Here is a 26,892-nt window from a genome sequence, read left to right on the forward strand (position 1 = left end):
TAGGCGGTCCCAAGAGGGAGATATCAAAAGGTATAATAATGCACAAGCAAACATATCAACAGAAGGGGCGACAAACTCAGGCGCTCTAAAAAAAGAAAGCCTGCGACAGAAATCTGCCGCAGGCTTTTTATGTATAAGTAGTATAAGTGTTATGCTACACTTAGCTTAATCATGTTTGTGCGCTTCATCTCATTCATCGGCATGCTGGCCGTGTTAACGAATACATCGCCAGACTTGATAAAGCCACCTTCTAAAAGCGTGTTCTTAATATCAGCAATGGTAGCGTCAGTAGATTCGAACTTGTCGTAGTAGAAGCCACGAATACCCCAAACCAGGTTTAATGTATTAAGTAGGTTCTGGTTTGATGTGAACACGAAAATGTCTGACTTTGGACGGTTCTTAGAAAGCTGTAGCGCAGTATAACCTGACTTCGTCATGCCTATGATAGCTTTAGCATTTGTATCACGGGCCAAACCGCATGCGTTTGCAACAAGGCTATCGCTCAAGAAGTTTTCAGAAGCAGGATTTACATAAGTTTTGTTAAAAATGTCTGCACTAGCCTCTACAGTACGTATAGTAAGGCTCATGCTTCTGATGGTTTCTATCGGATAAGCACCAACAGCAGTCTCTGCACTTAGCATTACCGTGTCAGCACCGTCTATTACCGCGTTAGCTACGTCGTTTGTCTCAGCACGAGTAGGGCGTGGGTTGGTAATCATGCTTTCCATCATCTGTGTAGCTACAATAACAGGCTTGCCTGCCTTGTTACACTTCTCTACCAGCATTTTCTGGATCATTGGTACCTTCTCCATGCCAACCTCTACACCAAGGTCACCACGGGCTACCATAATAGCATCTGTTACCTCTATAATTTCATCTATGTTAGTGATAGCCTCAGGCTTCTCTATCTTAGCGATAACACGTGTGCTTTTTCCTCGTTCAGCAATAATGCGCTTAATCTCGTGAATGTCTTCTGCTTTACGAACAAAAGAAAGTGCCACCCACTCCACATCATTGTCTAAACCAAAGTGCAGGTCTTCTACGTCTTTCTCCGTCATAGATGGAGCAGAAACTTTAGAGTCTGGTAGGTTTATGCCTTTACGAGGTTTTACAACACCGCCGTAAATAACCTCAGCCTCCACTTCCATTACTTTGTCTGTGCTAATTACTTTCACCTCAAGCTTGCCATCATCTAATAAGATAGCATCGCCTGGTTTCACGTCCTTTGCCAGATCTTTATAAATAGTAGAGATTCTTCCCTCTGTCGTTAAAGAACCGTCACAAACAAGTTTTATAATTTGTCCCTCTTTAATTTCGATACCGCCGTTCTCTACATCGCCTAAACGGATTTTTGGGCCCTGTAAATCCTGTACAAGGCTAATGTTTTTATTGTTCTTCTTGTTTAGCTCACGTACTTGGTCTATTACTTTTTGGTGCTCAGAGTAAGCGCCGTGCGAAAAGTTAAGACGAAAAGCGTTTACACCCTCATTCACTAAAGCCAACAGGCGTTCGTAGGTGTTGCAAGCCGGGCCAACTGTGGCCAAAATTTTTGTTCTGTTAAACGATACTTCCATTTTAAAATATCAGGTTTTCTTTAAACTTGAGTGTTAGCGGATCAAACTGCTTTATGTACTGAACTAATGGTGTTTTAAGCATCCTTTCAATAGTTTCCTGCGGACACAGTTGCTGCAAGGCTCCCGAAATTTGCAGAATATAATCATACTCCTTTATATCTGGTAGTAGAAAAGATTTTTTGAGAGGACTAGTGCCAAGGGCCCTGTTCTTACAAAGTCGTACTACACTGTGTTCAGAAATAAATTCATAATTTGAAATGATAAGCCGCTCTTTACCAGAAAGGTCATAGCAAAGGTCGGTTTTCTTTATCAAGTGTAAATTTAATAGTTTATTTATTGCCCATGCAAGTTTATATTCTTTATATGGCGAGACTAGTCCATAAAGATGGAAATTGTAATCGTATTCTATGTCTAAATGAAGTACTCTCATGCTTAAATCTGTGCAATCTACAAAATAAAGAGCTATGGAAGCAATTCTTCTGAAAAGGTATAAAAGTTTTGTTATTGCCAAAGAGCGTAATTTTTTTTGACATTGTCTGTTGAAAGTTATTTCTTTGCACAGTGTTTTAATAAACTATAAGAAAAAATGTCAGAAATCGCAGAAAAAGTAAAAGCTATCATCATCGATAAGCTTGGTGTGGAAGAGTCAGAAGTTACTCCTGAGGCTAGCTTCACAAATGACCTTGGCGCTGATTCGCTGGATACAGTTGAGCTTATCATGGAATTCGAAAAAGAATTCAACGTATCTATCCCAGATGATCAGGCTGAAAATATTGCAACTGTAGGTCAGGCAGTAAGCTACCTGGAAGAGCACGCAAAATAACATCCTTCCTTAATCAAATAAGTATAATATTTTTCTACTATCTATCCTCTACTAGCAGCTTATGGAGCTTAAGAGAGTTGTAGTTACTGGGCTGGGTGCACTCACGCCAGTTGGTAATACCGTTGCAGAGTACTGGAATGGCTTAACTAATGGCGTGAGTGGCGCAGCGCCTATCACTCGTTTCGATGCGAGTAAGTTTAAAACTCAATTTGCCTGTGAAGTAAAAGGATACGACGCAGAAAAATACTTCGACCGTAAAGAGGCCCGTAAAATGGACCTTTTCTCTCAGTTTGCAATGGTGGTTGCCGAAGAGGCAGTTAACGATGCTAAGCTGATTGACAGCGGTATAGACCCTGATCGCATAGGCGTGATATGGGGTTCGGGCATCGGCGGTTTGCGTACTTTTCAAGAAGAATGCGTGAATTTTGCCAATGGCGACGGTACACCACGCTTCAATCCCTTCTTTATCCCGAAAATGATCGCCGACATCAGCGCTGGTCATATTTCTATCAAGTACGGTTTTAGAGGTCCTAACTTTGTAACTGTTTCGGCATGTGCTTCTGCTACAAACGCCCTGATCGACTCGTTTAACTATATCCGTTTGGGTATGGCCGACGTGATTGTGAGTGGTGGCTCTGAAGCAGCTGTAACAGAGGCTGGTGTAGGCGGTTTTAATGCCTTGAAAGCCCTTTCAGAGCGTAACGACTCTCCAGAGACTGCTTCACGCCCATTTGACCAGGACCGTGACGGTTTTGTGTTAGGTGAGGGAGCAGGTGCACTTGTGCTGGAAGAGTACGAACATGCCAAGGCACGCGGTGCAAAAATATACGCTGAGGTAATAGGAGGCGGTATGTCTGCCGATGCTTACCACATTACAGCACCACACCCAGATGGTTTAGGTGCATTGAATGTAATGAAAAACGTATTGCGCGATGCTGGTATCAAGCCTGAGGAAGTAGATTACATTAACGTACACGGTACATCTACACCACTTGGTGATGTAAGCGAGGTTAAAGCTATCCAGACAGTGTTTGGTGACCATGCTTATAACCTGAACATTAGCTCTACCAAGTCTATGACAGGACATTTGTTGGGAGCAGCTGGCGCTATTGAGGCAATTGCTTCTATTCTGGCTATCCAGAACAATGTGGTGCCGCCAACCATCAACCATTTCACAGACGACGAAAACTTTGATCAGAAGCTGAACTTTACATTCAATAAAGCGCAGGAGCGTGAAGTAAAGATTGCTTTGAGCAACACCTTTGGCTTTGGTGGACACAATACCTCTGTTTTATTCCGTCAAGTGAACGATTAGTGTTTGGGCCTATAAAACCAGTTCTGCGCGTTTATCAACGGCTGTTTACCAGAGATGGAGAATTAGTACGTGCTATTGCTGGTATTACAGGAAGCTCTCCAGATAATTTACGTCTGTACAAGCTTGCTCTTACCCACACTTCTTTTGCCAGACAGGCAGCAGCGGGAAAACTCGAGACGAATGAACGCCTCGAGTTTTTAGGTGATGCCATATTGGGTGCAGTGGTGGCCGAGCATCTTTTTAAGAAATTTCCTTACGAAGACGAAGGCTTCCTTACCGAAATCCGATCACGTATTGTTAACCGCGAATCGCTTAACCAGATTGCACTTAAAATCGGGTTAAATTTATTGGTTAAAGTTGATACCTCCAGCCATAGTATGCGGCATAAGTCAGTAAATGGCAATGCGCTGGAGGCACTTGTAGGCGCTATTTACCTTGATAAGGGGTATGACGACACACGCCATTTTATCCTCAAAAAACTGGTTAAGCCTCACGTAGATATTCATAACCTCGTAAGCACTACAGCTAACTTCAAAAGCAAGCTTATTGAGTGGGCACAAAGCCAAAACCTAGATATCCGCTTCGACATAGTGAAGCGAAAACAACAGGGCAACACCACCGAGTTTACCTCCGAAGTACAAATAGATGGTAAACCTATTGCCGTGGGCGCTGGTTTATCTAAGAAAAAAGCCGACCAAGCCGCTGCCGAAAAAGCACTTCAATTCCTCAAAATAGAGTAGTTTCTGGTTTTATTTTTACCTGGTTCAGAATTTTTGAACGCAGGCATCTTGCTTTTTTAGGAGGAGCATGTGCCTCTGTATGCATTTATTCAAAAGCCATTTAAATAAATTTGAGTCATAACGTTTAACTTGCTCCTCTATAGTTGCGTTATAATCTCTCATGAAGGAAACCAGATTAAACCTAGCGGGTGCTGCACTAAACCAAACCCCCATCGATTGGGACCAAAACCTGCAGAATATAAAAGATGCCATTTCAGAGGCACAAGCCAATAATGTTGACATTCTCTTATTGCCCGAATTGTGCATTACGGGCTATGGCTGCGAAGATCTTTTCCTAAGCCCTTGGGTATCGGAGGTGGCTTTTGAAAAGCTGTTGCAGGTGAAGGAGTGGTGTGAACAAATTACGGTTTGTGTAGGGGTGCCCGTGCTCATAGACGCTAAAGTATATAATACTGCCTGCGTCATCAAAAACAAGGAGATTGTGGGCTTTACGGCCAAACAGTTTCTGGCGAATGACGGTGTGCATTACGAACCACGTTGGTTTACGCCCTGGCCTGCGGATGAGGTGAAGGAGTTTGAGATGTTTGGGCAGCAGTATCCTATCGGAGACATAATTTATGAAGAGCAGGGGGTAAAGTTTGCTTTCGAGATTTGTGAGGATGCCTGGCGACCTAACAGGCCAGCTGAGCGTCACATGCCTAAAGGTGTGCAGCTTATACTTAACCCAAGCGCCAGCCACTTTGCTCTAAGCAAAACAGATCTGCGGCACAGGTTGGTAGTAGAGGCTTCTAAGAAATACCAATGCGCTTACCTGTATGCAAACTTACTTGGTAACGAAGCAGGCCGCATGATTTACGATGGGGAGGTGCTTATTGCCCAAAACGGAAAGCTGATAAGGCGTAACGAGCTTCTTTGTTTTAAGAGCGTAGACATGGAAGTGGCTGAAGTTTGCTTTGGAGAGAATCCTGAGATAGAAGAAACCATAGAATATTTGCCTCCTATAGATGAGTGTAAAGAAGTTATAGCTGCTCTTAGCCTTGCCTTATTCGATTATATGCGCAAAAGCCGCAGTCGTGGATTTGTGTTGTCATTAAGCGGTGGCGCCGATTCCTCTTTATGTGCTGTAGCAGTGGCCGAAATGGTACGCCGCGGCATAGAAAGCTTGGGTGTAGTGCTTTTTGTTTCTAAGCTTGGAATGTTTCCTCTGAAGGATGTGGCTTACTTTGAAAACCTGCCTGAAGGAGAGGTACAGAAAGCTATTGTTAATCGATTACTTACCTGTGCCTACCAAGGTACAGTAAATTCCTCCGACGACACTTATAATTCTGCAAAAGAACTGGCCGATTCGATAGGCGCTGTTTTCTACAACTGGACCATAGACGACGAAGTGGAAGGTTACACCTCCAAAATTGAGAGCGTGCTGGAGAGGCCGCTGACATGGGAAGAGGATGACCTGACCTTGCAAAATATACAGGCTCGTGTTCGTGCTCCTGGCATCTGGATGCTGGCCAACATTAAAGGGGCCTTGCTGATGGCTACCTCAAACCGAAGCGAAGCGGCCGTAGGTTATGCTACCATGGATGGCGATACAGCTGGCGGTATATCACCCATAGCGGGTATTGACAAGGCTTTTATTCGGGAACTGCTGATCTGGATGCAGTTGGAGCTGGGCTTCGAGGGGCTGCAGTATGTGAACAAGCTACAACCTACTGCCGAACTGCGACCTTCGTCTGAAAGCCAGACAGACGAAAAAGACCTGATGCCTTATGAGATTCTTAACATGATAGAGCGGCTGGCTTTCTATGACAGACTTTCGCCAGAGGAAGTACATGCTAAGCTCGTAGCTGATAGCATTGCCCCAGCCGATAAAGCCCGAGAGTATATTGTAAAGTTTTATACGCTGTGGTCCAGAAACCAATGGAAGCGAGAGCGCTATGCACTGTCTTTCCACCTCGATGATTACAACCTGGACCCACGCAGCTGGCTTCGCTTCCCAATCTTGAGCGGAGGCTTTAGAGAAGAGCTTCAGCAGGTAAGGGGCTAAACTTATTTAGTTTAGCTACAATAGCCTCATCTGACTTCGGCGGGTGAGGCTATTTATATATAGGCACTTTGCATACAGCTTTACGTTTTTTCCATATTCTATTTATCGTAACTTTGGAGGGAATAGAATCAACCTTATGAGTATTTTAAACTATATAACCTGGAACGTAGATCCTGAGATTTTCAGCTTTGGCTTTTTGTCAGTTAGGTGGTACGGACTATTTTTTGCGCTGGCATTTGTATTTGGGCAAATTATCATCTCCAAAATATATGTAGCCGAAGGCCGCACCGAGGGCGATGTAGATCTGCTGACACTTTATATGATTATCGGAACCGTAGTTGGCGCTCGTTTAGGCCATACATTGTTCTATGATCCTGATTATTACCTGAGTAACCCGCTGGAGATTCTGATGATCTGGAAAGGTGGCTTGGCGAGCCACGGTGCCACTATAGGTATATTGTTGGCTCTTTGGATGTTCAGCCGCAAGTATAAGTTCGATTATATGTGGGTGCTGGATCGTATTGTGATTGTGGTGGCTTTGGGCGGTTTCTTTATTAGGATGGGTAACCTGATGAATTCAGAAATTTTCGGAAAACCTACCGACTTACCCTGGGGATTTATATTTGAGCGAAGTATGCAGTACTCTCATGTTCCGCGCCACCCTACACAGTTATACGAAGGTTTAGTTGCGCTTCTGCTTTTCGTGCTTTTGTATTGGTTATGGAAGAAGTATAAAAGTGCCCTGCCTAGAGGCTTACTCTTTGGAATATTCGTGACGGTTTTGTTCACGTCTCGTCTGCTCATAGAGTTTTTAAAAGAAAATCAGGAAGCATTTGAAGACGAACTGATACTTAATATGGGCCAGTTGCTAAGTATACCGCTTATTCTTGCTGGGTTATTCATCCTGTTCAGGGTGTGGCAGAAGCCAACATCCGTATTGCCTGGCGGCAGGCTAACAGCAGCAAACAGTAAAAAGTAATACAATAAGTGATATACAACAAAAAGGGCTGCTAGCATTAGCGGCCCTTTTTGTTGTACCTGAGGTTAAGCTTAGTTGAGGCTGTATCTGTACAAATTGCCACCTTCGCTAGTTATTATCAGCGTGTTCGCATCTTCAAAAGCAACGGCTTCGGTTTGGCCTGTGCCTGGGAAAGAAATGTCTTGGTAGTCTTGTTCATAAAACGTAGCAATATTGCTCACGTTGTTAAACAAGTGTAACTTCCCTTCGCTCAGCAGTACTACCTGGTCGCCTGCAGGGCTAACATCGGCACTGGTTATAAGGCTATTGATGTTTATTTTTCCGATAAGCTTTGCCTGGTGCTGACCTGGCTGGTCTGGCAAGCGATATACCTTGGCTGTTTCACCTCTGCCCCTGTCTTTGCTGATAATGTATAGGCTTCCGCCGTGCCAGAAAATAGCTTCAGAATCAAAATTCCTGTCTTTCTTTTTAGGTGGAAACTCTTTCTGATCTTCATAACTGAAGCGTATAGCTTGAAGCTTGTTTAAGTTATTCAAGGGAGCTTTATAAACGGCGAGTTCTTTTCGTTTATTAGCGTTATTGCCTGTGTCGGCAATGTAAATATTCCCTTGCGTGTCGCTCGAGAGGTCTTCCCAATCTACATTTGGCAACGATAGTTTATGCGTTTGCTGTATGTTGCCTTTGCTATCTATTTGGTAGAGGTATGGTTTATTGCCTGCATCGTTGTGTGTAAGGTACTGCTCTTGTTCGGGCAATTTAAGTATACCAGAGCTTTCCTCTACTTCTTTAGGTAAAGAGGCTAGCTTAGTCAGCTTTTCGGTTGCCTCTTGAGGACCTTTAAATTTATTACAAAATGCAAAAAACATAATAGCCACTAGCGTAGCAAGTATAAAAGCAATCTTAATCATAAGCTTCATGGGGTAGTAATTATGAGCGCGATACTGATTAACGTGAACCTACGTTAGCACGGTTTCATATATAGAAGCAAAAAATGTTTTAGTTTCATCCTAAAGATCAGGATAAACATCGTAAATAGGTAAATGGACATCAGGAAGATAAAAGAAACGTGCTTGTATGTAACAGACCTGGAACAAACAAAAGAGTTCTACACTGGCAAGCTTGGGTTCGAATTGATAGGAGAGGTACCTGGTAGGCATGTGTTTTTTAGGGCAGGTGCATCGGTGCTGCTTTGCTTTATTTCTGAAGTGGCGAAAGAAGGGAAGACTTTGCCGCCACACTTTGGCTCTGGTAACTTACACCTGGCATTTGAAGTGGCAAAGTCTGATTATCAGCCTTGGAAAGACAAAGTAGAGGCAGCTGGTATAGCTGTTGAGCAGGAGTATGACTGGGGCGGTGGCTTCCTATCTTTTTACTTCCGTGACCCCGACGAACACCTGTTGGAATTAGTGATGGAAGGAATGTGGGAGCGGGGAGGATGAGAGTTAAGAATTATGAATTAAAAATTAAGAATTTCGATAAAGCGTAATGACCTAAGCGGTTTTTTGTGCTAACGCTGCTACAGCCACAATTTTAAGGAAGAGTAAAAACAAATCGAGGAGCAGTATTGCTCCTCGATTTGTTTAAGCACTTTAGCAGGTACCTCATTTTCTAATTTTTAATTTTTAATTAATGCAACTACTGCCTCACCTGCGATTTATCTACACGAGAAGGTGTAGCGGTGCCATTCACGATGCTTTGAGAAGCTAGGGCAATTGCTCTGATCATGTTGGTAAGGTGTGGCATGTTCAGCATCTCAAATTCATCTTTCACGGTGTGGTAAGTTTTATCCTGGTCTATCTGCACCGAAGAAATGGTATGAGCAGGCACACCCAAACGAGCCAAAGTGGCGTTGTCAGAGCGGTAGAATAGGTTCTGCTCAGGATATGGGTCTGGGTGTATGCTGTAGCTTGTTCCTTCCAGGCTTTTCTGCATCAGTTGGCCCATATCCGATCTTTCAAAGCCTGTGAGGTAGGCGCTGTTTGGTCCGAACTTAGAGGGTTTGCCCACCATCTCAATGTTAAACATAGCTACAATCTGATTTGGATCGAGTTGCTCTGAAAAGTATTTGGAACCATAGCCTCCTATTTCTTCGGCAGTAAAAGCTACAAATAGCAGCGAGCGCTCAGGCTTGCCTTGCTTCTTATAATAATCCGCCAGCATCATCATGGCAGCTGTGCCAGAAGCATCATCGTCGGCTCCGTTGGCAATGCTATCCCCATCAACAGCTTTGCCTATACCTATGTGATCGTAGTGGCCAGAGAAAACAACATATTCATCTGTGCGCTTACCCTCAATCATGCCTCCCACGTTTGCAAGCGGCAACTGCTCCACGTTACTCGAAAGATTAATGGTATAACTGCCAGGGGTAAACTGGTCTGTAAGCAGGTAAACTTTGCTGGCCTCTTTGCCCAAATCCGTTTTAACGGAGCTGCGGGTAAAGTAGCGCTGGAAGTTTTTAAAAGCTTGCTCGTGGCTTGGGTGTACTAAAACTAAGGCTTCTTCCTGCAAGCTTTGCGCTTTCATCAGTTCATCGCGCAGGTTAGCACCTTCTTTTATGGTAACTATTTGTCTTTGCTTGTCGGCCTGCCAGTTTAGTTGGGCTTGAGAGGTGCTGGCAAAGGCATTTTCAGGAGAGATGGTTTTACTGTTTAGCTGCGCCTGCACTTTGCCAGGCTTAACTCTGAATACCGTAAACTCCTGTTCGTAGTGAGCGTTACCAGGCAATGGCTTTAAGCCAATGCGCTTAAACTCTTGTGCTATAAAGTCTGCGGCTTTGTCTATACCTGGTGTAAAGGTAGAGCGGCCCTGCATATCATCGGCACTTAGCGTTTTAATAAGGCGCGTGGTTTCTTTTTCTGTAATGCTGGTAACTTTTTGGGCAACAGCAGTGCTGCTAAAGCCAAGGGCTAAAGCGACGGCCCAAAGTTTATACTGTTTCATTAGAAGCTATACTTGGTGTGGTTGTTTAACTTTATACCGTAAAGTTTAGATTGGCATAAAGATATAATAAACTTTAGAATTGCACCCAATATAGCTGAAATATGGAAAATCAGGTTTAGACGAACCTGTTACCGCGAAGTAGCTTGGTAGTTATGAATGCTTTGGAGTTACATCCAAACAGTTTTTTATTTAATGTAAAATACTCCTTTCTCTGTGGCTGCTTTAGGAAAAGGAGCTAACACTATAAGCCTTTATACTTAGTCGAGATGTTTTTTGATAAAATCCACGGCTAACCTATGAGCTTCTTCGGCGGCCTCTCGGTCGTAGTTTGGGTTACTTGGGTTGGCAAAGGCATGCACCGCATCATACATTTTTATAGTTACGTCTTTGCCTGCTTCCTGCATCTTCTGCTCAAACTCCTGCACTACTGCTGGTGTAATGGAGTTGTCCTGTGCAGCAAAAATACCTAACACGGGAGCTTTTAGCTTTTTAAGTCTTTCCACGTTCCGCTCGGGCATACCATAATAAATGACAGCGGCCTCTGCCTTGTCACCTGCCAGTATTGCCGATTGCAGCGACCAGCCACCACCGAAGCACCAACCGATGGTCGCAATATCAGGGTCTTTACCTGCATGAGCAATGGCTCCGTTAATTATAGCCTGAGCTCTATCTTGGGTAACGCCTTGCATTATTTGGGCAGCATGTTCTCGCTCAGTAGCAACTTTTCCGTCGTAGAGGTCCAGTGCCAATACATTCACATTTCCCAGTTCTTTGTAAAGCCGTTCCGCCTCTTGCACGATGTAGTCATTCAGGCCCCACCACTCGTGTATCACCAGCAGGTAATTATCTGTTTTCTTTGCAGCCTTTATTTCATAGGCCATGCCTGTTTTTCCGTCTGGTGTCTTAAAGCTGACCTTTTTCCCCATTTTGCTCTGCAACGTGAAGGGTAGCGGGTTTGCATGCTTGGCTTTAAAAGTCGGATCCGTTCCGAGCATGGCAAACAGGGTGGTCGCCTCGGTGCTGTCTGTAGCTGTTGGTTTTACGCAGCATGCCAGCTGTGCACGGGCAAAGCCGTTAACCAGCAGGCAGAGAGTAACAAGAAAAATACAATTCTTCATATAGCCTTATTATATAATGATGAGAGCCTCATAACTGCTTACTCCTTAGTCGCTTTCTTTTCTAGTTTCTCTTTTTCAGGTTGCTTCTTGCGTCTTCTGCTAATTCGTTTCACATATACAGCCGTAGAGCCTTTATCTCCTTCTTTTCGGATAGTAAAGCTTTCTTTGTGCGCTTTTATCAGTTGAATTAACTGGCTGTAGCCAAAAGTACGGGAGTCGAATGCTGGGTCTAACTGGCGAAGGCTGTTGCCCATAGCGCCCAAGTGCGCCCAGCCGTCTTCGCCAGCGGCCATGCTAAAGGCTTCTTTCAGTATTGGCAACGGGTTTAGCTTTTGTTGTTCTTGTCCGTTACTGTTATCGCTTTCGCTTTCTTGCGTCTTGTCGGCTACGGCAACTTTACCATCATCTATCGTATCCACCAGGTTTTCTGTGTATATAAACACATTACAAGCGTTTACAAAAGGCTTCGGTGTTTTGCGTTGCCCTATACCCATCACAAAAATACCTGCCTCCCGAATGCGAGTGGCCAAACGGGTGTAGTCGCTGTCGGAGGAAACGATGCAGAAACCATCTACCAATTCGCTGTGCAGCAAGTCCATGGCATCTATGATCAAAGCAGAGTCGGTGGCGTTTTTACCTACAGTGTAGCGGAACTGCTGTATGGGCTGGATGGCGTGGTTGTTCAGGCACTCTTTCCAACCGTTCATCTGGGGAGTGGTCCAGTCGCCGTAAATACGACGAATAGTGGTGGCACCGTAGCGTCCTGCTTCGGCCATTAGTTTTATAATCAGGCTTGGTTGCGCATTGTCGCCATCAATGAGCATAGCCATGCGCTGCTGTTTTTTATCTGGATAAGGGTTCTTCATGTAAGAAAGTTTTGCGGCTACTGAAAAAGCCAGCTTTAGGTTGTTATGTACTCTTATACTTTAGTTTTAAGAGCAGGTTGTGGTTAGGGGCGCCAGAGCCATCAGGGGCTTGTTTACCAGGCGAATAATGTAACAAATAGTTTGCAGGTAGGGCTATCAGAATAAATTTCCTTATTTTTAGGGTACATCATTAACAATAGCAAACAAGCTACATGAAGAAACGTAATTCGGTACTTTATACAATAATCATGATTTTTTTAGGAGCTTTGACTACGGCAAAGGCACAGGTTTACAAAGCAGAGGAGCCGCTGGCGCATACTTACTCTATCGTTGCCCGAGATGCAAAAACAGGCGAAATGGCCGTGGGCGTGCAAAGCCATTGGTTCTCGGTAGGTACGGCTGTGCCTTGGGCTGAGGCTGGTGTAGGCGTGGTAGCTACACAATCTTTTACAAATAAATCGTTTGGCCCCAGAGGGTTAGAGTTGCTAAAAGAAGGTAAAACTCCTGAAGAAGCGCTGGCTATACTTTTAGCTGACGACGAAGGTCGTGAAGTGCGGCAGGTGGCGATATTGGATGTGCAGGGCAGAGTAGCCACTCACACAGGCAAGCAATGTATACGTTATGCGGGGCATATCACAGGCAAAGATTTTTCGGTGCAGGCCAACATGATGCTTTCCGACAAAGTATGGCCTGCCATGGCGAAGGCTTTTGAGCAGAATGCCAACAAGCCGCTGGCCGAGCGTGTGCTACTAGCCATGCAGGCAGCCGAGCGTGAAGGCGGCGACATCAGAGGTAGGCAATCGGCGGCATTGGTAGTTGTGCCAGGTAAATCTACAGGTAAGCCTTGGGACGACAGAACAATTGACCTACGCGTAGATGACCACGAACTGCCGCTTGACGAACTTGCCCGCCTGCTGAAAGTTTACCGCGCTTACGAACACATGAACAACGGCGATTTAGCAGTAGAAAAAGGACAGATGCAGCAGGCAATGCAGGAATATGGCAAAGCGGAGGAAATGTTCCCGAACAACCTCGAAATGAAATACTGGCATGCTATTACACTGGCTAACAACGGTAACATAACCGAAGCTACAAAACTACTTGGTGAAGTGTACAAGAAAGACAAGAACTGGAAAGAACTGACATCACGTTTGCCAGAAGTTGGTTTGCTCATGCTCAAGCCACAGGATTTGGAACGTGTGCTGCGTATAAAGTAGCAAAAGCTTTTATAAGTTGAAAGCATTGATCGCAGCGGCTATACTTGTACTACAGGTATAGCCGTTTTTTTTTGTTTAGCTGGCAAAACTGATGTTAGCTTTGCTTGATGAAGCGTGACTTTGGTGAAGTAAACAACTAATTTCAATGTACATGAAAACACTTGTAACTATTTTATTTGCCCTGGTTCTTCCGTTCGCAGCTTCAGCGACTGCTCAGGTGGGAGATAGGATTATCTGGAAAGGTGACACGTTGATGCTTTATTCCAATCCGCTTGAGTTACGGCAGGATATTGGCTCTTTGAGGCCCGTACTGTTCGCTAACAGAGAAGCAGGAATGAGTACTGGTTGTTGGCGCGGTTACGTAGCAGAGTGGAAAATTATCGATGACGAGCTCTTTCTGACTAACATCTATAGTTGCAATTACCATGAAGACAAAGTTAAAGCAGATTTACAAAAGGTTTTTGGGCCTGAATATGTAAATGGCAAAGTTAAGGCCACATGGGTAACAGGCGAACTGCTGATTCCGAAGGGCAAGCTTATTCATTATGTGCACAGTGGCTATGGTTCATTTTATGAAAAAGAACTCGTCCTGACTTTTAAAAATGGGCAGCTAACGGATCAACAAGAATATGATAATTCTAGATCGCATAAGTCAGTTTACAGCCAAAATGAAGACAGCCTGCAAAGCTTTATTTACAGCAACATTAACTGGGCGAAGCTGCTAATGCAGAAAAGCGACGATGTTCGAGTGATTGTCTCTTTTCAAACAGGTGATAAACCGCAGCCTAGCAATTTGAAAATCGTTCGTAAATCCGCTAATGAGGCGTTCAATCAAGAAGCCCTACGTGTGGTAAAAATGCTTCCTGATTGGGATGTGTACTACAGGCGAGGCGAAGTCGTGTCTGTGCCCTGGATCATGCCTATCATCTTTAGTGCTGAAAATAAGGCAAAATATGGCCGCTAGGTGTACTATGTATGGCTTAGTAACCGAGATTTGTCTAATTCCTCGCAACGATTTAGTATCTTAAGGCTCCAAACTAAAATCTAATCTATTTCACCCTTTTATGTTACTGAAAAACAGCTTACGCAACATAATGGCAGGGGTGGCCATGTTAGCTGCTGTGCCTGCTATGGCGCAGCAAAACTACGCTTCCGATTCTGCTACTATCCGAAAAATTTACAATAATGCCTTAACCAGTACCAAGAGCTACGAAGACCTGCGTTACCTTACCAAAAAGATAGGTGCACGCTTAAGCGGGTCTCCACAAGCCGCTGCTGCTGTGGAGTGGAGCCGCCAGCTAATGGAGGAAATGAACCTGGACCGTGTGTATCTACAGGAAGTGATGGTGCCGCATTGGGTTCGAGGTGACAAAGAAATCGGCCGTATTTATAACTCAAAACAAGTCGGTTCCTTAGATGTGAACATTGCTGCTTTGGGTGGTTCTGTGGGCACAGGCGAGCAAGGTTTAAGTGCGGAGGTAGTAGAAGTGAAAAGCTTCGAAGAGTTGGAGAAGCTTGGTAAGAAAAACGTGAAAGGCAAAATCGTTTTCTTTAACCGCCCATTCGATAATACCGAGATTGTGACGATGAGAGCTTACGGTGGTGCTGTAGACCAACGTGGCGGCGGCCCTGTGGCAGCGGCCAAGCTTGGTGCAGTAGGTGTGCTGGTGCGCTCCATGACAAACGACATACAGGATGTGCCGCACACAGGTGGCACACGCTATGCCGATGGTGTAGAGAAAATACCAGCCGCTGCTATCAGCACAAAGGGAGCAGAGCAACTGAGCAGCCTTCTGAAGAACGATCCTAACCTGAAGTTCCACATGCGGATGACGAGCGAAACGCTTCCTGATGTGCTTTCCTATAACGTGATTGGAGAAATAAGGGGAACTGAGAAGCCCGATGAAATCATCGTAGTAGGTGGCCATCTAGATTCCTGGGATATTGGCGAGGGCGCACACGACGATGGTACAGGCGTTATGCAGTCGATTGAGGTGCTACGTCTGTTCAAGGATTTGGGAATCAAGCCTAAGCGTACGATCCGTGCCGTAATGTTTATGAACGAGGAAAACGGTACACGTGGTGGTCGTAAGTATGCAGAAGAGGCGAAGGCAAAAGGTGAGAAGCACGTGGCGGCTATTGAGTCGGATGAAGGAGGTTTCACTCCAAGAGGATTTGGCTTAACAGGTAATGAGGCGCAGTATGCAAAACTTTTGACTTGGAAACCATTACTGGCTCCTTACGGTCTGCACGACTTGGAGAAAGGCGGCGGCGGTGCCGACATTAATCCATTGAAAGGACAAGGTTCTGTTGCCCTCATCGGCTATCTGCCAGACTCACAACGTTATTTCGACTATCACCACACGGAGATTGATGTTTTCGAAAACGTAAATCGCCGTGAAATGCAATTGGGTGCCGCTTCTATGGCCTCTCTTGTTTACCTTATCTCGCAGTACGGATTGTAAAATTGAGGAATTGGAAGATTTGAAAATTTGAAGATGTGAGAATAAGTAAAACTCTCACGCCTATAAAAGAAAGGCCGCTGTAGCAATACAGCGGCCTTTCTTTTATAGGGCTCGTAGTGCCTTCCATACCTGCGAGCGTGTGGCATGTAATGATCCGATAGTAATTTTACTACGGCAGCAGCAAAGAGCTATCGCCATAGCTTAGGAAGCGGTAATCGTTTTCCAGGGCGTGCTGGTATACTTTGCGCCAGTTGTCGCCGATCAGGGCTGAAACTAGCAGCAGTAGCGTGCTCTCTGGTTGGTGGAAATTCGTGACCAAACCATCGCACATCCTGAAGGTATATCCAGGCGCGATGATGATTTGCGTGCTGGCATGCAGGTGCTCTGTTCCCTGCTGCTGCATGTATTGTAGCAAAGCCTCTAAAGCAACTTCAGAAGTTGGAGGGTTCGATGTTTCGTAGGCCTGCCATTGCGTTACGTGGAGTTCCTGTAAGGGCAGATTTGGCTGTTCAGATACTTTCACACCTAACCAATAAATACTTTCTAAGCTGCGCATGCTGGTGGTGCCTACAGGTATGATAGGTTCACCCTGCTGCTTTAGCAGCCTTTCGAGTACAGCCTTGGTGATGTACAGTTGCTCGGCGTGCATTTCGTGCGCCTCCATCACCTCCGCCTTCACTGGCCTGAAAGTGCCAGCGCCCACGTGCAGTGTTAGGTAAGCGGTTTCTATCCTTTGCTCCTGAAGCTTCGCCATGACGCGGTCTGTAAAATGCAGTCCTGCGGTAGGGGCGGCCACAGCGCCTTTTTGGTTAGCGTAAATGGTTTGGTATCGAGTTAAGTCGTCGGGGGTGAGGTCGCGGTTGAAGTAGGGTGGCAGCGGCAGTTTTCCGCATTGTTCCAGAACCTCCGCAAAAGTTAGCTCGGCAGGTTCCCAGGTAAAATGTATAAGGAAATGCCCATCTTGCTGTGCCTCGCGTTCGGCTGTTAGTTTGCCGCCCTCAAAATTTAAGTGCAACACACCTGATTTCCAACGTTTATTATTACCTACCAAGCACTTCCAGGTGCAACTGCTAGTTTGCTGCATAGCCAGCTGTACCTCGCGGTGCGGCTTTACTGGTTCCAGGCAAAATATCTCTACAATTCCACCTGTTTCTTTCTGGAACAGCAGCCTTGCCTGCACCACTTTGGTGTCGTTAAAAAAGAGCAAGGTCTGAGGCGGCAGCAATTGTGGCAGCTGTGTAAAGGTGTGGTCAGCGATCTGGCCCTGGCGGTAGTGCAGCAGCTTCGACTGGTCGCGCTCGGGCAGCGGAAATTTGGCAATACGGTCGTCTGGCAGCTCGTACACAAAATCTTTTATAGCCAGTTTTTTTGGGTCGGTCATCAATGCGGGAATCTAGTACTGCTGCAAAGGTACAGACTTCTTCTCTTTTAGAGCTACTATCGTTCCATCATCTGGTCCTTATTCCACTGCTTTTAAGAGTTATAGTTGCCCGCTTTACCTTATAATCAGCACTGTTCCTGAGATAGGTTTCTCGTCTATGCCGAGGTCAATCATATAATAGTAAGCTGCTACAGGTAGTTCTTTTCCGTTGTGCAGACCGTTCCAAGGTTCTTTGTATCCCTTAGATTCAAAAATGCTGGCTCCCCAACGTGTAAATATTTTCACAGTACAGTTAGGGTACTGCTCAATGTTCTTAATCTCCCATACATCGTTAATATGATCATGATTAGGCGTGATGGCGTTAGGAGAAACAATGCGCTGTAATACAGTTATCGTTACTTCATCTGTAAAGCTACAGCCTGCCTCCGTAACTACGGTTACAGTATAGGTCGTCGTTTCTTTAGGCTTGGCAACAGGGTTGGGTATAGTTGGGTCTGATAAACTTGCCTCAGGAGCCCAGTGGTAAGATACGCCACCTGTTGCGGTTAGCTTGTATTGGTTGCCCAGCAGTATTAAAGCATCTTCCCCTGCGTTTGCCGATGTTTGTTCTACACTGGCTGTAACTTTAGCTCTGGAAGAACTGGCACACCCTAGTTTATTTACCACTTGTGCATAAAAATCGGTAGTAGTTGCTAGTGGGTTTGTTTCCAAGGTAGTGCCTCTGTGTATCAGGTTGCCCCCTGAAGGCTGGTCGTACCACTCTACCGTCGCATCGGTAGGAAAGGCAGTAGCTACTAAAGATGCAGGCTGACCTGGGCAGGTTAACACGTTTAGTGCTTTCGGTGGATCTGGTACAGCTTCTACCACTACCTTCGCAGCCACACTTTCGTGCTGCTGGCAAGGGGCAGAAATAACTGTTCTTCTGAACCAGGTGGTGCGGTCGAGCGGGCCTGCAGTGTATGTAGCAGCTGTGTTATTGCCTGCAGCGGGTGAAAAGCCAGCGATGGCGCTGGTGGTGCTAGATTCCCACAAATAAGCATATATGCCGTTGCCTCCCGTTGGCACAGAACCATTTAAGGTAGCAGGCCTTTCTCCTCTACAAATAATTTGTGGGCTGCTGATAGTATTGTTTGCTAAGGGTAGATTAACTGTTACTTTAACGATGTTGCTCTCAGACACCATACATGGGCTGGAGAAAGTTTTCCTTCTGTACCAGGTAGTGGCAGACATGCGTTCAGGCTGGTAGTCTTGCTTGTTGTTCAGGCCAGGAGCAGGCTTATAGGTTAAGTTGTCTGTGCTGTACTCCCAGGTATAAGTATACTGGTTACTACCTCCTACAGGTTGTTCGCCTTTAAGTAAAGCAGGTGCTGCGTTTAGGCAAACCACTTGGTCGGAGCCAACTTTGTTATTTGTAATGATAGGGAGTACTGTAACTTTAACAGGATCGGAAAAATGGAAGTTGTTGGAGCAGTTACTGGCAATAGCTTTCCTTCGGAACCAGGACGTATTGGAAACGGAAGTTGGAGTGTACTCTTTCTGGTTGTTTATGCCTGGGGCGGCAGTAAAACCATTCTGTCCATTTGTTGTACTCACCTCCCAAAGGTAGGTAAATGAGCCTTTGCCTCCTGTTGGTTGGGTTCCCGTAAGTTTGGTGGCTGGTGCGCCCATACAAATTATCTGTTCCGATGAAATTGCGTTACTAGCAATCTTCTCACTTTTAACTTTTACCTCTACCGTTTGGGAAACAGTGGTGCTGTCGTCACAGGTAACAGTCGTGACCAGAAGATCAATTTTAAAGGAAGGCTGTTGCAGTGCATTACAATCAACTAGCCAGTTGAAGGAAGATTTGACCTGTCCTACGCCTCTTTGTATGGGAAATGAAATTTGTTGTGTGTTCAAATCAAAGTTAAGTCCTCTTGCTGAAACAAAGATGCTGTCATTGTCTGGATCCGCCCCAAACACATCAAACTGTAGCAAATCGCCTACTTCTACTTCAAACACTCTCCTGGCCGTTGACAAAGACATATGAGGGGGCTTGTCAGGTACAGGTTCAATCATAAAACCAATCCGTACTGAATCCTGCTGTGGCAAACCACAGCCATCGTCTCCGTTATCGCTTGCAATCAAATCCATATAATAAACTTTGCCCTGCGTATCGAAACAATTATCGAAGCAGAGGGAGGCTCTAAGTGAATCTGTGCCAGGACCATTGTTTACGATGCCGCTGGATTGACCCGAAACAGTAAAATATGTCTCAGTGAAATTGACGGGTTTGGCTGTGAACTTTAGCGGTTCTGCTCTATCGGCATCTGTATAAGTAATTGTTATGCAGCGCGGGTCTGCTTGCTTTATGCGGATTACCTCCCCAACATAATAGTTACCAGGAGTGTTTTTTGTTTTGGCAAGAATGACTGGTCTATAGTTGCTCGGGCATTCTTTTACCAGCAACTGAAATTCTCTTCGCACTTCCCCAATCTTCACGCCTTTTCTGAATTCCTGTGTGCGCACAGCAAATACATAAAGCCCTTTGTTGGTGGGCCTAACTGTGAGCATACCAGTTGTTCTGTTAATATTTAGTCCTGGTTCGCCTGCTATTTGGTTTTCCTGATTGTAGCCCGATAACCACCTAACTGTAGGGTAAGGAGCAGGCGAGGCAACAGGGTTAACCAGTGTTTCGGTGCTATAGCCGTTTATGGGCGTTGTTAAGTCATATACCAGTGAGTCACCGTCAGTGTCTAATGTTTTAAAGTTGTAGTAGAACAACTCACCCTGGCAGGCATAATCTGTTATAGGAGGGGAAAGGTTTGGGGTGGAATTTACAAAAGGTGTGTTGTTTTTGATAACAGCAGGAAATTCCATATAAAATGTCTGCCCTGCAGCACCAGGTTCTACAATATTGATAGCAGTGTTGTTACGGCAGCATCTTTCCCACACCACATAGTAGCCTTGGGGAGAGTTAAATATAGCAGGATCTAAAAAGATGTCTTTATAATAAAGCATTCTGCTAGTCTTCAAATCATTTGTCGTACAGGCAATGTTTGTATAGTTCAGCCGCTCCTGTCGTATTAGCGGAATGAAGAAGTCCTGAATACGAGTGTTGGAGCCTTTCTCAAAGATAGACACGTAAATGGAGTTATCCTTCGCGTTAGGGCTCCCGTTAATTTCATCGAAGTACAGGTTCAAGGAAAGCCTGTAGTTGTAATCCACCAAGTGCTTCAGTTCAAACTCTCCACCTACCAAATGTGTAGCAAAAGATTGAAAACTGAAAGCAAGAAATATAAATAGAAGGAGTATACGTGTTTTCATGTAGGCGCTTAATAGTAGTAGACTATCGGGTTTAGCAGAGCTTGTATTTGTTTGTAATCTGATAAAAGGCTTTAGGTAAAAGATAAAAGAAACCGTGAGTACTGTCTAGGACATACCTGTTGTACCCAACTAGTTCGTGTGTCCTTAGTGCCTAGCAAGAATTTTTTGACTAGTAATGCAGCAAGTTGGCTTATATAAACTTAGCCTTGTAAGTTGATGTATGTTTTGCCAGAGCGTTGCATAGCAGAAACAGTTTCTCATTTTACAGAGAAGGGAAAAAGGGGAGGAGCGAAAAACAAAAGTGACTTTGTTTTTCGAGTTTGTGTACTTCATAGTATCTAGTAGTAAACCTGGAAGATTAACAGCGTTAGCAGCCTTTAATTTGCCAGAAAGGGTAAAAGAAACGGAGTATGTTCCGTTTAAATATTGCTATTGTAATATATAAAATATATTACTTAGAAGATGTTAAAAAGTTTTACTTTTTGAAGAAGTTTTTAAGCAACACCAATATTTTTATTTGTACAAAAAAATACTGTTTCGCAGAACAGAAAATCAAAGCTTAAGAACTAGAAGAAAGGCTTAGAATGCTACTCTTGTTTTCTGAAAGCCAATTAGCTTCAAAATTCAGAATAGGAGAATCATGAGTATAAAAGTGATTTTTAACTCTAGGGCAGGTGTGATAGGGGAGCTTAGATAGGAAGTTTACTTGCAGGGGCTTTAATTTTCAGTTGCATCCTGGGTTTCGTCTTCCAAGTCGTCCAGCTCCAGCTCCAGGGCATGTACCGATATTTGAATTTCGCGCATGGCCAAGGCTAGAGAAGCCATCAACAGGATGGTGCTTAACCCAAAGATATACTGGCCTATTTCCAAGTATCCAGCAAAAAGGATAAACATGCACAGTACACAACCAAAAATACTGGCGATGCCAAAGGCCTGCATGTTACGGATCAGCACCAGGCGGGTGCGCAGGTTCTTAATTTGCCCATACACCAGATGGCTGTGCGTAGAGGCATAGCGGCTTTTTAAACTTCGGATAAGGTTGGCTAATGCCATAAAGCGGTTGGTGTAAGCCAACAGCAAAAGCGAAATAGCTGGGAAAAGCAGGGCGGGGGTTGTTAAGGTAATTTCCATAAATCCGAATGATGGCTGTTCCTGTATTACTGAATGCTTTTTATAAAATCTTCATCAAGTGGCTCATCATCGTCCTCGTCAGACGTAGCATTAAAATCTATCTCCTGCAGCAGCGCAAGTCCTTCCAGCATCAGTTCGTCCAGTTCTTCTTTAGAGCCAGCGTCTAACGTTCCTTCAAACAGGGCCAGTATTTCCTCTCGCTGCTCATTTACAAATATCTCGTGGTAGAGGTTATCGAAAAGAGCAACTTTGGGCTGTATGGTTTTATCGATTTCTTTGACACTCTTAGCTTTAACTGCCTGTTGTAGCAACTGCAGTACTTCATGCGTATTTTCGTTATCTGCCAACCGCACAAGAACCTTCACGAAAGCTATTGCTACTCCCAGGCGCACCATTTCAAAGCTAAAGTGTAATTCATCTGTAACACGGCCCTGCTGCTGACGTGAAGCTTTAAAAGCCTGCTCAAGTTTTTGATACACAGCTATGGCTGAGGTCGGGAAAACATTTGGTTGTTCTGGGGCAAAGGCAGTCTCAAGAAGTAGGGCAAAGCTTTTGGCGCTCATAGGTAGTTATGCTTTAGTGGCAAGTGTACAAAGGTACTATTTTATAGTTTCTTTCTCCAAGGCAGCTTTATAAGAGAGAGGCAAGTCCTAGAAATGTTCTTTCAGTGTAGAATATGGTCGGGAGAATTAAAGAAAACGCACCATGCTTTTCCGCCTTTCATCAAGCTTCGAGACCTGTTCACTTTCTCACTTACTTACCAATGGCGCAACTTCTTCTTTTTCAGAAACTTTGGAGTTTACTATGCGTTCACCTTTTTGTAACTAACTATAAACCTGTGCTATGCTTCTGTTAAAACTGTCTAATTCTATTCTTGTCAGACTTGTGTTTCTATAGTTGTGCCAGGATAAAAACTACCTAATTGAAGCCTCTATTCAAGCTTTTACAAATTTATTTCATGTCTACAAAGGCCAAATGTAGTTTGATTTAATCGTCAGCCAATACCTGCATTTGCATTTGGTAAAGAAAAGATAACATGACTAAACGGAGCATTTTACGTTTAGCCTTATAATTTTATATTAATATTTTTTCACCATTAAAAACAAACTATGAAGCATTTGTTACAAACCTTTTATGTCTGTTGTTTTGTGCTTTCCCTCGGAATAGCGATTCCTGCAGCAGGACAGAGTGTTTTTATCAACGAAATTCATTACGACAACGCCAGTACCGATGCGGGTGAGGCTATTGAAGTGGCTGGGCCTGCTGGTACAGATCTAACGAGTTGGAGCCTTGTCTTGTACAACGGTAATAACAGCGCGCCCTATAATACGCGGCAACTGGAAGGAGTGCTTGCTGACCAGAGCGGCGGTTATGGTTTTTATGTAGCTAATTATCCTACTAACGGCTTACAGAATGGAAATCCAGATGGTGTTGCTTTAGTAAATGGCAGTGGCGAGGTAGTGCAGTTCCTAAGTTACGGAGGCACAATCACGGCAGCAAGTGGTCCCGCTGCTGGCTTAACCAGTACTGACATAGGTGTGGCAGAGGGGGGGGCGACTGCGGTTGGCTATTCGCTACAGCTAACAGGTACAGGTAATGCTTACACCGATTTTACCTGGGCTTCTACTGATGCTCCCAACACATTCGGTGCTGTAAATACAGGACAGAGCATTGGAACAGGAGGAGGCGGTGCTGACCCTGGTACCGACCCAGAAACTGACCCTGAAACAGATCCTGACCCTGTGACAGATCCAGAGCCAGCTACTACGCTTGTGTTCATCAACGAAATACATTACGACAATGCTGGTACTGACACAGGAGAGGGTGTAGAATTGGCAGGCCTTGCAGGTACTAACCTTACAGGCTGGCAACTGGTGCTTTACAACGGGAACAACGGTTTAGAATATAGCGCTATAACTCTAACGCAAACTATACCAAACCAACAAGCAGGCTTTGGTACCATATTCTTGTCTATTGCTGGCCTGCAAAATGGCGGACCCGATGGGGTAGCTCTGGTAGATGCCGATGGCAATGTTGTTCAGTTTCTGAGTTACGAAGGTACCTTTACTGCTGCCAATGGTCCTGCGGCTGGCTTAACCAGTACTGATATTGGTGTTACAGAGGGTAGTAGTACGGAAGTGGGCGCTTCACTTCAACTAATAGGTACAGGATCGGCCTACGAAGATTTTACCTGGGCCTCTGACGTGGCAGCAACTTATGGTGCCGTAAATAATGGTCAGACGTTTCTGCCTTTGCAGGATATCGTTTTCATCAATGAAATACATTATGATAATGATGGTGCTGATACAGGTGAAGCCATTGAAATAGCTGGGCGTGCAGGTACAGATCTTACTGGCTGGAGCTTGGTTTTGTACAACGGCAACAACGGCGCTTCTTACGGTACATCAGCACTTTCGGGTACTATTCCAGACCAAACAAATGGCTTTGGCTTTGTAACCGTAACTTATCCTTCTAACGGGCTGCAAAACGGCTCTGCCGATGGAGTGGCCTTGGTTAATCCTGATGGGGAGGTAGTTCAGTTCTTGAGCTACGAAGGCAGCTTTACGGCTGTAGGAGGACCTGCCGATGGTTTAACCAGTACAGACATTGGTGTGGAGGAAGCTGGTTCAACGCCTCTTGGCTATTCTTTACAACTAACAGGAGCTGGCTTTACTTATGAAGTCTTTACCTGGAGCGGCCCCACTACGAACACATTTGGCGGGCTTAATGTAGGTCAGGACTTTGGCGGCGGCACAACTGAGCCAGATCCAGACCCAGAGCCGCAACAAGTAACTATTGCCGAAGCCAGAGCAATGCCGCTTAACTCTTTGGTAATTGTAAGCGGAACTTTAACCGCTGCTAACGAACTGGGAGGTCCTGCTTATATACAAGATTCAACTGGTGGCATTCCTATTTTCGATGCCCAAGTACACGGCCCAGATGCTTTTGAAATAGGCGATTCTATACAGGTAACGGCCTCAGTTGGTGCCTACAATGAAATGGTACAGTTGGTGGATGTAACAAATGTAGAGAGCTTTGGCCCTGCTACAACTCCTGTTGCACCTGTAGTAGTAAGCATTTCTGACATTACAAGTGCACTCGAAGGCCAACTGATTAGGATACCAAATGCTACCTTTACAGATACAAAAGGACTACTTTTCCCTGAAAGTAACTATTTTATTAAAAATGGCACAGATAGCTTAGAACTGCGGATTGACGGAGATGTAGAAAGCCTGGTGGGCAGGGAAATTCCTGATGATGCTGTGGCAGTCACAGGTGTGTTAGGGAGCTTTAGAGGTACCCTGCAGTTGCTGCCTCGTTTTATAGAAGACTTGCCTGGCACTACAGAATATGTGCCAGAAGGTACCAATATTCCTATAACTAAAACGCTCGATGTCATGACCTGGAACATGGAATTCTTTGGTTCTACTTTACCCACTTTCGGTCCAGCGGATGTGCAGTTACAGCTACAGAATGCCGTTAGATTAATTGATAGCGTTGATGCCGACATTATTGCAGTGCAGGAAATTTCTGATGAGAACCTGCTGCAGCAATTGGCAGATATGCTAGGTTATGAGCGTGTTTGCTCCGACCGTTACTCTTATTCTTTCCAAGAATCAGATGGGACATTCCCAGAGCAAAAGCTTTGCTTCCTGTACAACCCAGAGGTAATTACTTTTGTAGACGATAGAGTAATTTTCGAGGCTTTGTATGACTCCGCTCGTGTAGGTTACAGCACAGTTTTGGATGGTTACCCAGTTGGAAGTCCGTCTTCTTTCTGGTCTAGTGGCAGGTTGCCTTATATGATTACCGTAGATGCCACAGTGGAAGGCGTAACAGAAAGGTTCAGGCTAGTGAACATTCATGCTAAGTCAGGCGCAAGTGGCAATGACCTAGAAAGAAGAAGGTTTGATGTGCAGGCGCTGAACGATACGCTGGATCATTATTACCCGAATGATAACATTATTTTACTCGGAGACTATAACGATGATGTGGATGAATCTATCGGAGGCGGACTCACTACATACAGCGAATTTGTAGAGGCTGAAAATTTCAGAGTGGTTACAGCTGCTTTAAGTGAGACAGGCTTACGTACTTACATCACCCAGGACAACGTTATCGACCATATTGCCATTAGCGATGAACTGTATGACAACTACGTGTCAGGCTCTGCGGCTTTGGTTATACCTTTCTCCTACATCTACAATTACGGCAATACCACATCAGACCACCTCGCCGTAGTGACCCGTTACGAACTGTCGGAGCCGCTTACGCTTGATGCGGGCACAAATCAGATCGTTTACCGAGGCTATGCACCTGCTGGCTGTGCTACCTTAACTGCCAGTGCAGCCACAGGCGGTTATCCTGACTATACCTACACCTGGAGCACTGGGCAAACAGGAGAGTCTATTCAGGTGTGCCCTGAGCAGACAACTGTATATACCGTTACTGTTACAGATGCCAGAGGCAACACTTTTACAGATTCTGTGCAGGTATGTGTGGTTGACGTAAGCTGTGGCAACGTCAGAAATCCAAAAGTACAGGTGAATTATAAAGCATCTGGAAAGTCTGACAAAAGCAGAACACTGTGTGTACCAGAATACACTGTTCCTGTGCACCTGGCCCTTGGAGCTACCTTAGGAGATGGCAACGTGACTACCTGTGAGGGCAAGCCTGTACCTGTAGAGGAATTCAATCTGGAAGAATTTATCCTATCCTTTACAGCGTATCCTAATCCTGTTCAAGACTACCTGCACGTAATCTTCGAGAAGCTGCAGGATAGTGATGTAGAGTTTGTTTTCTACAACAGCTTTGGGCAGGAAGTTTACAAGAAGTCGCATTTTGTTCAGAACGGAGAGATCGACCTTGATGTAAGAAAGATACGCCTGAGCAGAGGAATAAACTACCTGAAGGTAAACAGCAAGTACGGCAGCAAAACGTTGCGAATAGTTAAGTTCTAAAACTCAATACTTTTAAAAAGGAAAGCCCAGCA

The 26,892-nt window shown here is 44.8% G+C and carries 20 protein-coding genes; 10 read left to right on the top strand and 10 right to left on the bottom strand.

Translation table 11 applies throughout. From position 1 onward, the window contains the following. Positions 1–149: 149 nt before the first annotated feature. Together pyk and LN893_RS04380 are read right to left on the bottom strand one after the other, a co-directional pair. Positions 150–1,574: a pyruvate kinase gene (gene pyk, locus LN893_RS04375; protein ID WP_229968582.1), complete on the bottom strand. Its 1,425-nt coding sequence runs from the start codon at positions 1,572–1,574 to the stop codon at positions 150–152. 1 nt (position 1,575) lies between these two features. Further along, a complete protein-coding gene (locus tag LN893_RS04380; protein WP_229968583.1) occupies positions 1,576–2,085 on the bottom strand; it encodes an IPExxxVDY family protein in 510 nt (169 codons plus the stop codon). Between the two features lie 75 nt (positions 2,086–2,160). On the opposite strand from LN893_RS04380, the gene LN893_RS04385 reads away from it, so the two are divergent. From LN893_RS04385 to lgt, 5 genes are all read left to right on the top strand, one after another. Then, positions 2,161–2,397 (top strand): acyl carrier protein, encoded by a 237-nt coding sequence (locus LN893_RS04385; protein WP_018477241.1) that lies wholly within the window; start codon positions 2,161–2,163, stop codon positions 2,395–2,397. A 61-nt stretch (positions 2,398–2,458) separates the two neighbouring features. Further along, complete coding sequence (fabF, locus tag LN893_RS04390) at positions 2,459–3,712, top strand: beta-ketoacyl-ACP synthase II (RefSeq protein WP_229968584.1); 1,254 nt, start codon at positions 2,459–2,461, stop codon at positions 3,710–3,712. Then, positions 3,712–4,452 (top strand): ribonuclease III, encoded by a 741-nt coding sequence (gene rnc, locus LN893_RS04395; protein ID WP_229968585.1) that lies wholly within the window; start codon positions 3,712–3,714, stop codon positions 4,450–4,452. Before fabF ends, rnc begins: the two co-directional genes overlap by 1 nt. 160 nt (positions 4,453–4,612) lie before the next feature. Further along, complete coding sequence (gene nadE, locus LN893_RS04400) at positions 4,613–6,496, top strand: NAD(+) synthase (RefSeq protein ID WP_229968586.1); 1,884 nt, start codon at positions 4,613–4,615, stop codon at positions 6,494–6,496. 136 nt (positions 6,497–6,632) lie between these two features. Next, positions 6,633–7,475, top strand: coding sequence for a prolipoprotein diacylglyceryl transferase (lgt, locus tag LN893_RS04405; protein ID WP_229968587.1), 843 nt, complete (start codon positions 6,633–6,635; stop codon positions 7,473–7,475). A gap of 71 nt (positions 7,476–7,546) precedes the next feature. Here lgt and LN893_RS04410 read toward each other — a convergent pair whose 3' ends face one another. Beyond that, positions 7,547–8,383: a hypothetical protein gene (locus LN893_RS04410; RefSeq protein ID WP_229968588.1), complete on the bottom strand. Its 837-nt coding sequence runs from the start codon at positions 8,381–8,383 to the stop codon at positions 7,547–7,549. Positions 8,384–8,515: 132 nt separating this feature from the next. Between LN893_RS04410 and LN893_RS04415 the strand changes: the two genes are divergently transcribed. Beyond that, complete coding sequence (locus tag LN893_RS04415; RefSeq protein ID WP_229968589.1) at positions 8,516–8,914, top strand: VOC family protein; 399 nt, start codon at positions 8,516–8,518, stop codon at positions 8,912–8,914. A gap of 196 nt (positions 8,915–9,110) precedes the next feature. Here the strand turns inward: LN893_RS04415 and LN893_RS04420 are convergent, their stop codons facing one another. The 3 genes from LN893_RS04420 to LN893_RS04430 all read right to left on the bottom strand — a co-directional run bounded on the left by LN893_RS04420 (position 9,111) and on the right by LN893_RS04430 (position 12,399). Next, positions 9,111–10,415, bottom strand: a complete 1,305-nt coding sequence (locus LN893_RS04420) for a M20/M25/M40 family metallo-hydrolase (RefSeq protein WP_229968590.1) — start codon at positions 10,413–10,415, stop codon at positions 9,111–9,113. Between the two features lie 257 nt (positions 10,416–10,672). Continuing rightward, positions 10,673–11,533: a dienelactone hydrolase family protein gene (locus LN893_RS04425; protein WP_229968591.1), complete on the bottom strand. Its 861-nt coding sequence runs from the start codon at positions 11,531–11,533 to the stop codon at positions 10,673–10,675. A gap of 38 nt (positions 11,534–11,571) precedes the next feature. Next, the gene (locus tag LN893_RS04430) at positions 11,572–12,399 is read right to left on the bottom strand and encodes an NYN domain-containing protein (protein ID WP_229968592.1); all 828 of its coding nucleotides are present in this window, start codon (positions 12,397–12,399) and stop codon (positions 11,572–11,574) included. Between the two features lie 248 nt (positions 12,400–12,647). Between LN893_RS04430 and LN893_RS04435 the strand changes: the two genes are divergently transcribed. The 3 genes from LN893_RS04435 to LN893_RS04445 all read left to right on the top strand — a co-directional run bounded on the left by LN893_RS04435 (position 12,648) and on the right by LN893_RS04445 (position 16,081). Then, positions 12,648–13,616 carry a DUF1028 domain-containing protein gene (locus tag LN893_RS04435; protein ID WP_439651174.1) on the top strand — a complete coding sequence of 323 codons (969 nt, stop codon included), beginning with the start codon at positions 12,648–12,650 and terminating at the stop codon, positions 13,614–13,616. A gap of 151 nt (positions 13,617–13,767) precedes the next feature. Further along, on the top strand, positions 13,768–14,580 hold the full coding sequence (locus tag LN893_RS04440) for an energy transducer TonB family protein (RefSeq protein ID WP_229968594.1): 813 nt from the start codon (positions 13,768–13,770) through the stop codon (positions 14,578–14,580). A gap of 100 nt (positions 14,581–14,680) precedes the next feature. Then, positions 14,681–16,081, top strand: a complete 1,401-nt coding sequence (locus LN893_RS04445; RefSeq protein WP_439651172.1) for a M20/M25/M40 family metallo-hydrolase — start codon at positions 14,681–14,683, stop codon at positions 16,079–16,081. Positions 16,082–16,250: 169 nt separating this feature from the next. Here the strand turns inward: LN893_RS04445 and LN893_RS04450 are convergent, their stop codons facing one another. From LN893_RS04450 to LN893_RS04465, 4 genes are all read right to left on the bottom strand, one after another. Then, positions 16,251–17,462, bottom strand: a complete 1,212-nt coding sequence (locus LN893_RS04450; protein WP_369427652.1) for an S-adenosylmethionine:tRNA ribosyltransferase-isomerase — start codon at positions 17,460–17,462, stop codon at positions 16,251–16,253. Between the two features lie 114 nt (positions 17,463–17,576). After that, positions 17,577–20,768, bottom strand: coding sequence for a T9SS type B sorting domain-containing protein (locus tag LN893_RS04455; RefSeq protein WP_229968596.1), 3,192 nt, complete (start codon positions 20,766–20,768; stop codon positions 17,577–17,579). Positions 20,769–21,485: 717 nt separating this feature from the next. Beyond that, positions 21,486–21,899 (bottom strand): DUF2721 domain-containing protein, encoded by a 414-nt coding sequence (locus LN893_RS04460; protein WP_229968597.1) that lies wholly within the window; start codon positions 21,897–21,899, stop codon positions 21,486–21,488. Positions 21,900–21,925: 26 nt separating this feature from the next. Further along, positions 21,926–22,462 (bottom strand): hypothetical protein, encoded by a 537-nt coding sequence (locus LN893_RS04465; protein WP_229968598.1) that lies wholly within the window; start codon positions 22,460–22,462, stop codon positions 21,926–21,928. Between the two features lie 546 nt (positions 22,463–23,008). Between LN893_RS04465 and LN893_RS04470 the strand changes: the two genes are divergently transcribed. After that, complete coding sequence (locus tag LN893_RS04470; protein WP_229968599.1) at positions 23,009–26,860, top strand: endonuclease/exonuclease/phosphatase family protein; 3,852 nt, start codon at positions 23,009–23,011, stop codon at positions 26,858–26,860. Positions 26,861–26,892 lie beyond the last annotated feature (32 nt).

Source organism: Pontibacter harenae, assembly GCF_020907245.1.
GTDB classification, from domain to species: domain Bacteria; phylum Bacteroidota; class Bacteroidia; order Cytophagales; family Hymenobacteraceae; genus Pontibacter; species Pontibacter harenae.

What these genes read in the sequence shown, in the direction of transcription:
- pyk (WP_229968582.1), bottom strand. Translation starts at nt 1,574, where the DNA reads ATGGAAGTATCGTTTAACAGAACAAAAATTTTGGCCACAGTTGGCCCG.
- LN893_RS04385 (WP_018477241.1), top strand. Translation starts at nt 2,161, where the DNA reads ATGTCAGAAATCGCAGAAAAAGTAAAAGCTATCATCATCGATAAGCTT.
- fabF (WP_229968584.1), top strand. Translation starts at nt 2,459, where the DNA reads ATGGAGCTTAAGAGAGTTGTAGTTACTGGGCTGGGTGCACTCACGCCA.
- nadE (WP_229968586.1), top strand. Translation starts at nt 4,613, where the DNA reads ATGAAGGAAACCAGATTAAACCTAGCGGGTGCTGCACTAAACCAAACC.
- lgt (WP_229968587.1), top strand. Translation starts at nt 6,633, where the DNA reads ATGAGTATTTTAAACTATATAACCTGGAACGTAGATCCTGAGATTTTC.
- LN893_RS04410 (WP_229968588.1), bottom strand. Translation starts at nt 8,383, where the DNA reads ATGATTAAGATTGCTTTTATACTTGCTACGCTAGTGGCTATTATGTTT.
- LN893_RS04415 (WP_229968589.1), top strand. Translation starts at nt 8,516, where the DNA reads ATGGACATCAGGAAGATAAAAGAAACGTGCTTGTATGTAACAGACCTG.
- LN893_RS04420 (WP_229968590.1), bottom strand. Translation starts at nt 10,415, where the DNA reads ATGAAACAGTATAAACTTTGGGCCGTCGCTTTAGCCCTTGGCTTTAGC.
- LN893_RS04425 (WP_229968591.1), bottom strand. Translation starts at nt 11,533, where the DNA reads ATGAAGAATTGTATTTTTCTTGTTACTCTCTGCCTGCTGGTTAACGGC.
- LN893_RS04430 (WP_229968592.1), bottom strand. Translation starts at nt 12,399, where the DNA reads ATGAAGAACCCTTATCCAGATAAAAAACAGCAGCGCATGGCTATGCTC.
- LN893_RS04435 (WP_439651174.1), top strand. Translation starts at nt 12,648, where the DNA reads ATGATTTTTTTAGGAGCTTTGACTACGGCAAAGGCACAGGTTTACAAA.
- LN893_RS04440 (WP_229968594.1), top strand. Translation starts at nt 13,768, where the DNA reads ATGAAAACACTTGTAACTATTTTATTTGCCCTGGTTCTTCCGTTCGCA.
- LN893_RS04445 (WP_439651172.1), top strand. Translation starts at nt 14,681, where the DNA reads ATGTTACTGAAAAACAGCTTACGCAACATAATGGCAGGGGTGGCCATG.
- LN893_RS04450 (WP_369427652.1), bottom strand. Translation starts at nt 17,462, where the DNA reads ATGACCGACCCAAAAAAACTGGCTATAAAAGATTTTGTGTACGAGCTG.
- LN893_RS04455 (WP_229968596.1), bottom strand. Translation starts at nt 20,768, where the DNA reads ATGAAAACACGTATACTCCTTCTATTTATATTTCTTGCTTTCAGTTTT.
- LN893_RS04460 (WP_229968597.1), bottom strand. Translation starts at nt 21,899, where the DNA reads ATGGAAATTACCTTAACAACCCCCGCCCTGCTTTTCCCAGCTATTTCG.
- LN893_RS04465 (WP_229968598.1), bottom strand. Translation starts at nt 22,462, where the DNA reads ATGAGCGCCAAAAGCTTTGCCCTACTTCTTGAGACTGCCTTTGCCCCA.
- LN893_RS04470 (WP_229968599.1), top strand. Translation starts at nt 23,009, where the DNA reads ATGAAGCATTTGTTACAAACCTTTTATGTCTGTTGTTTTGTGCTTTCC.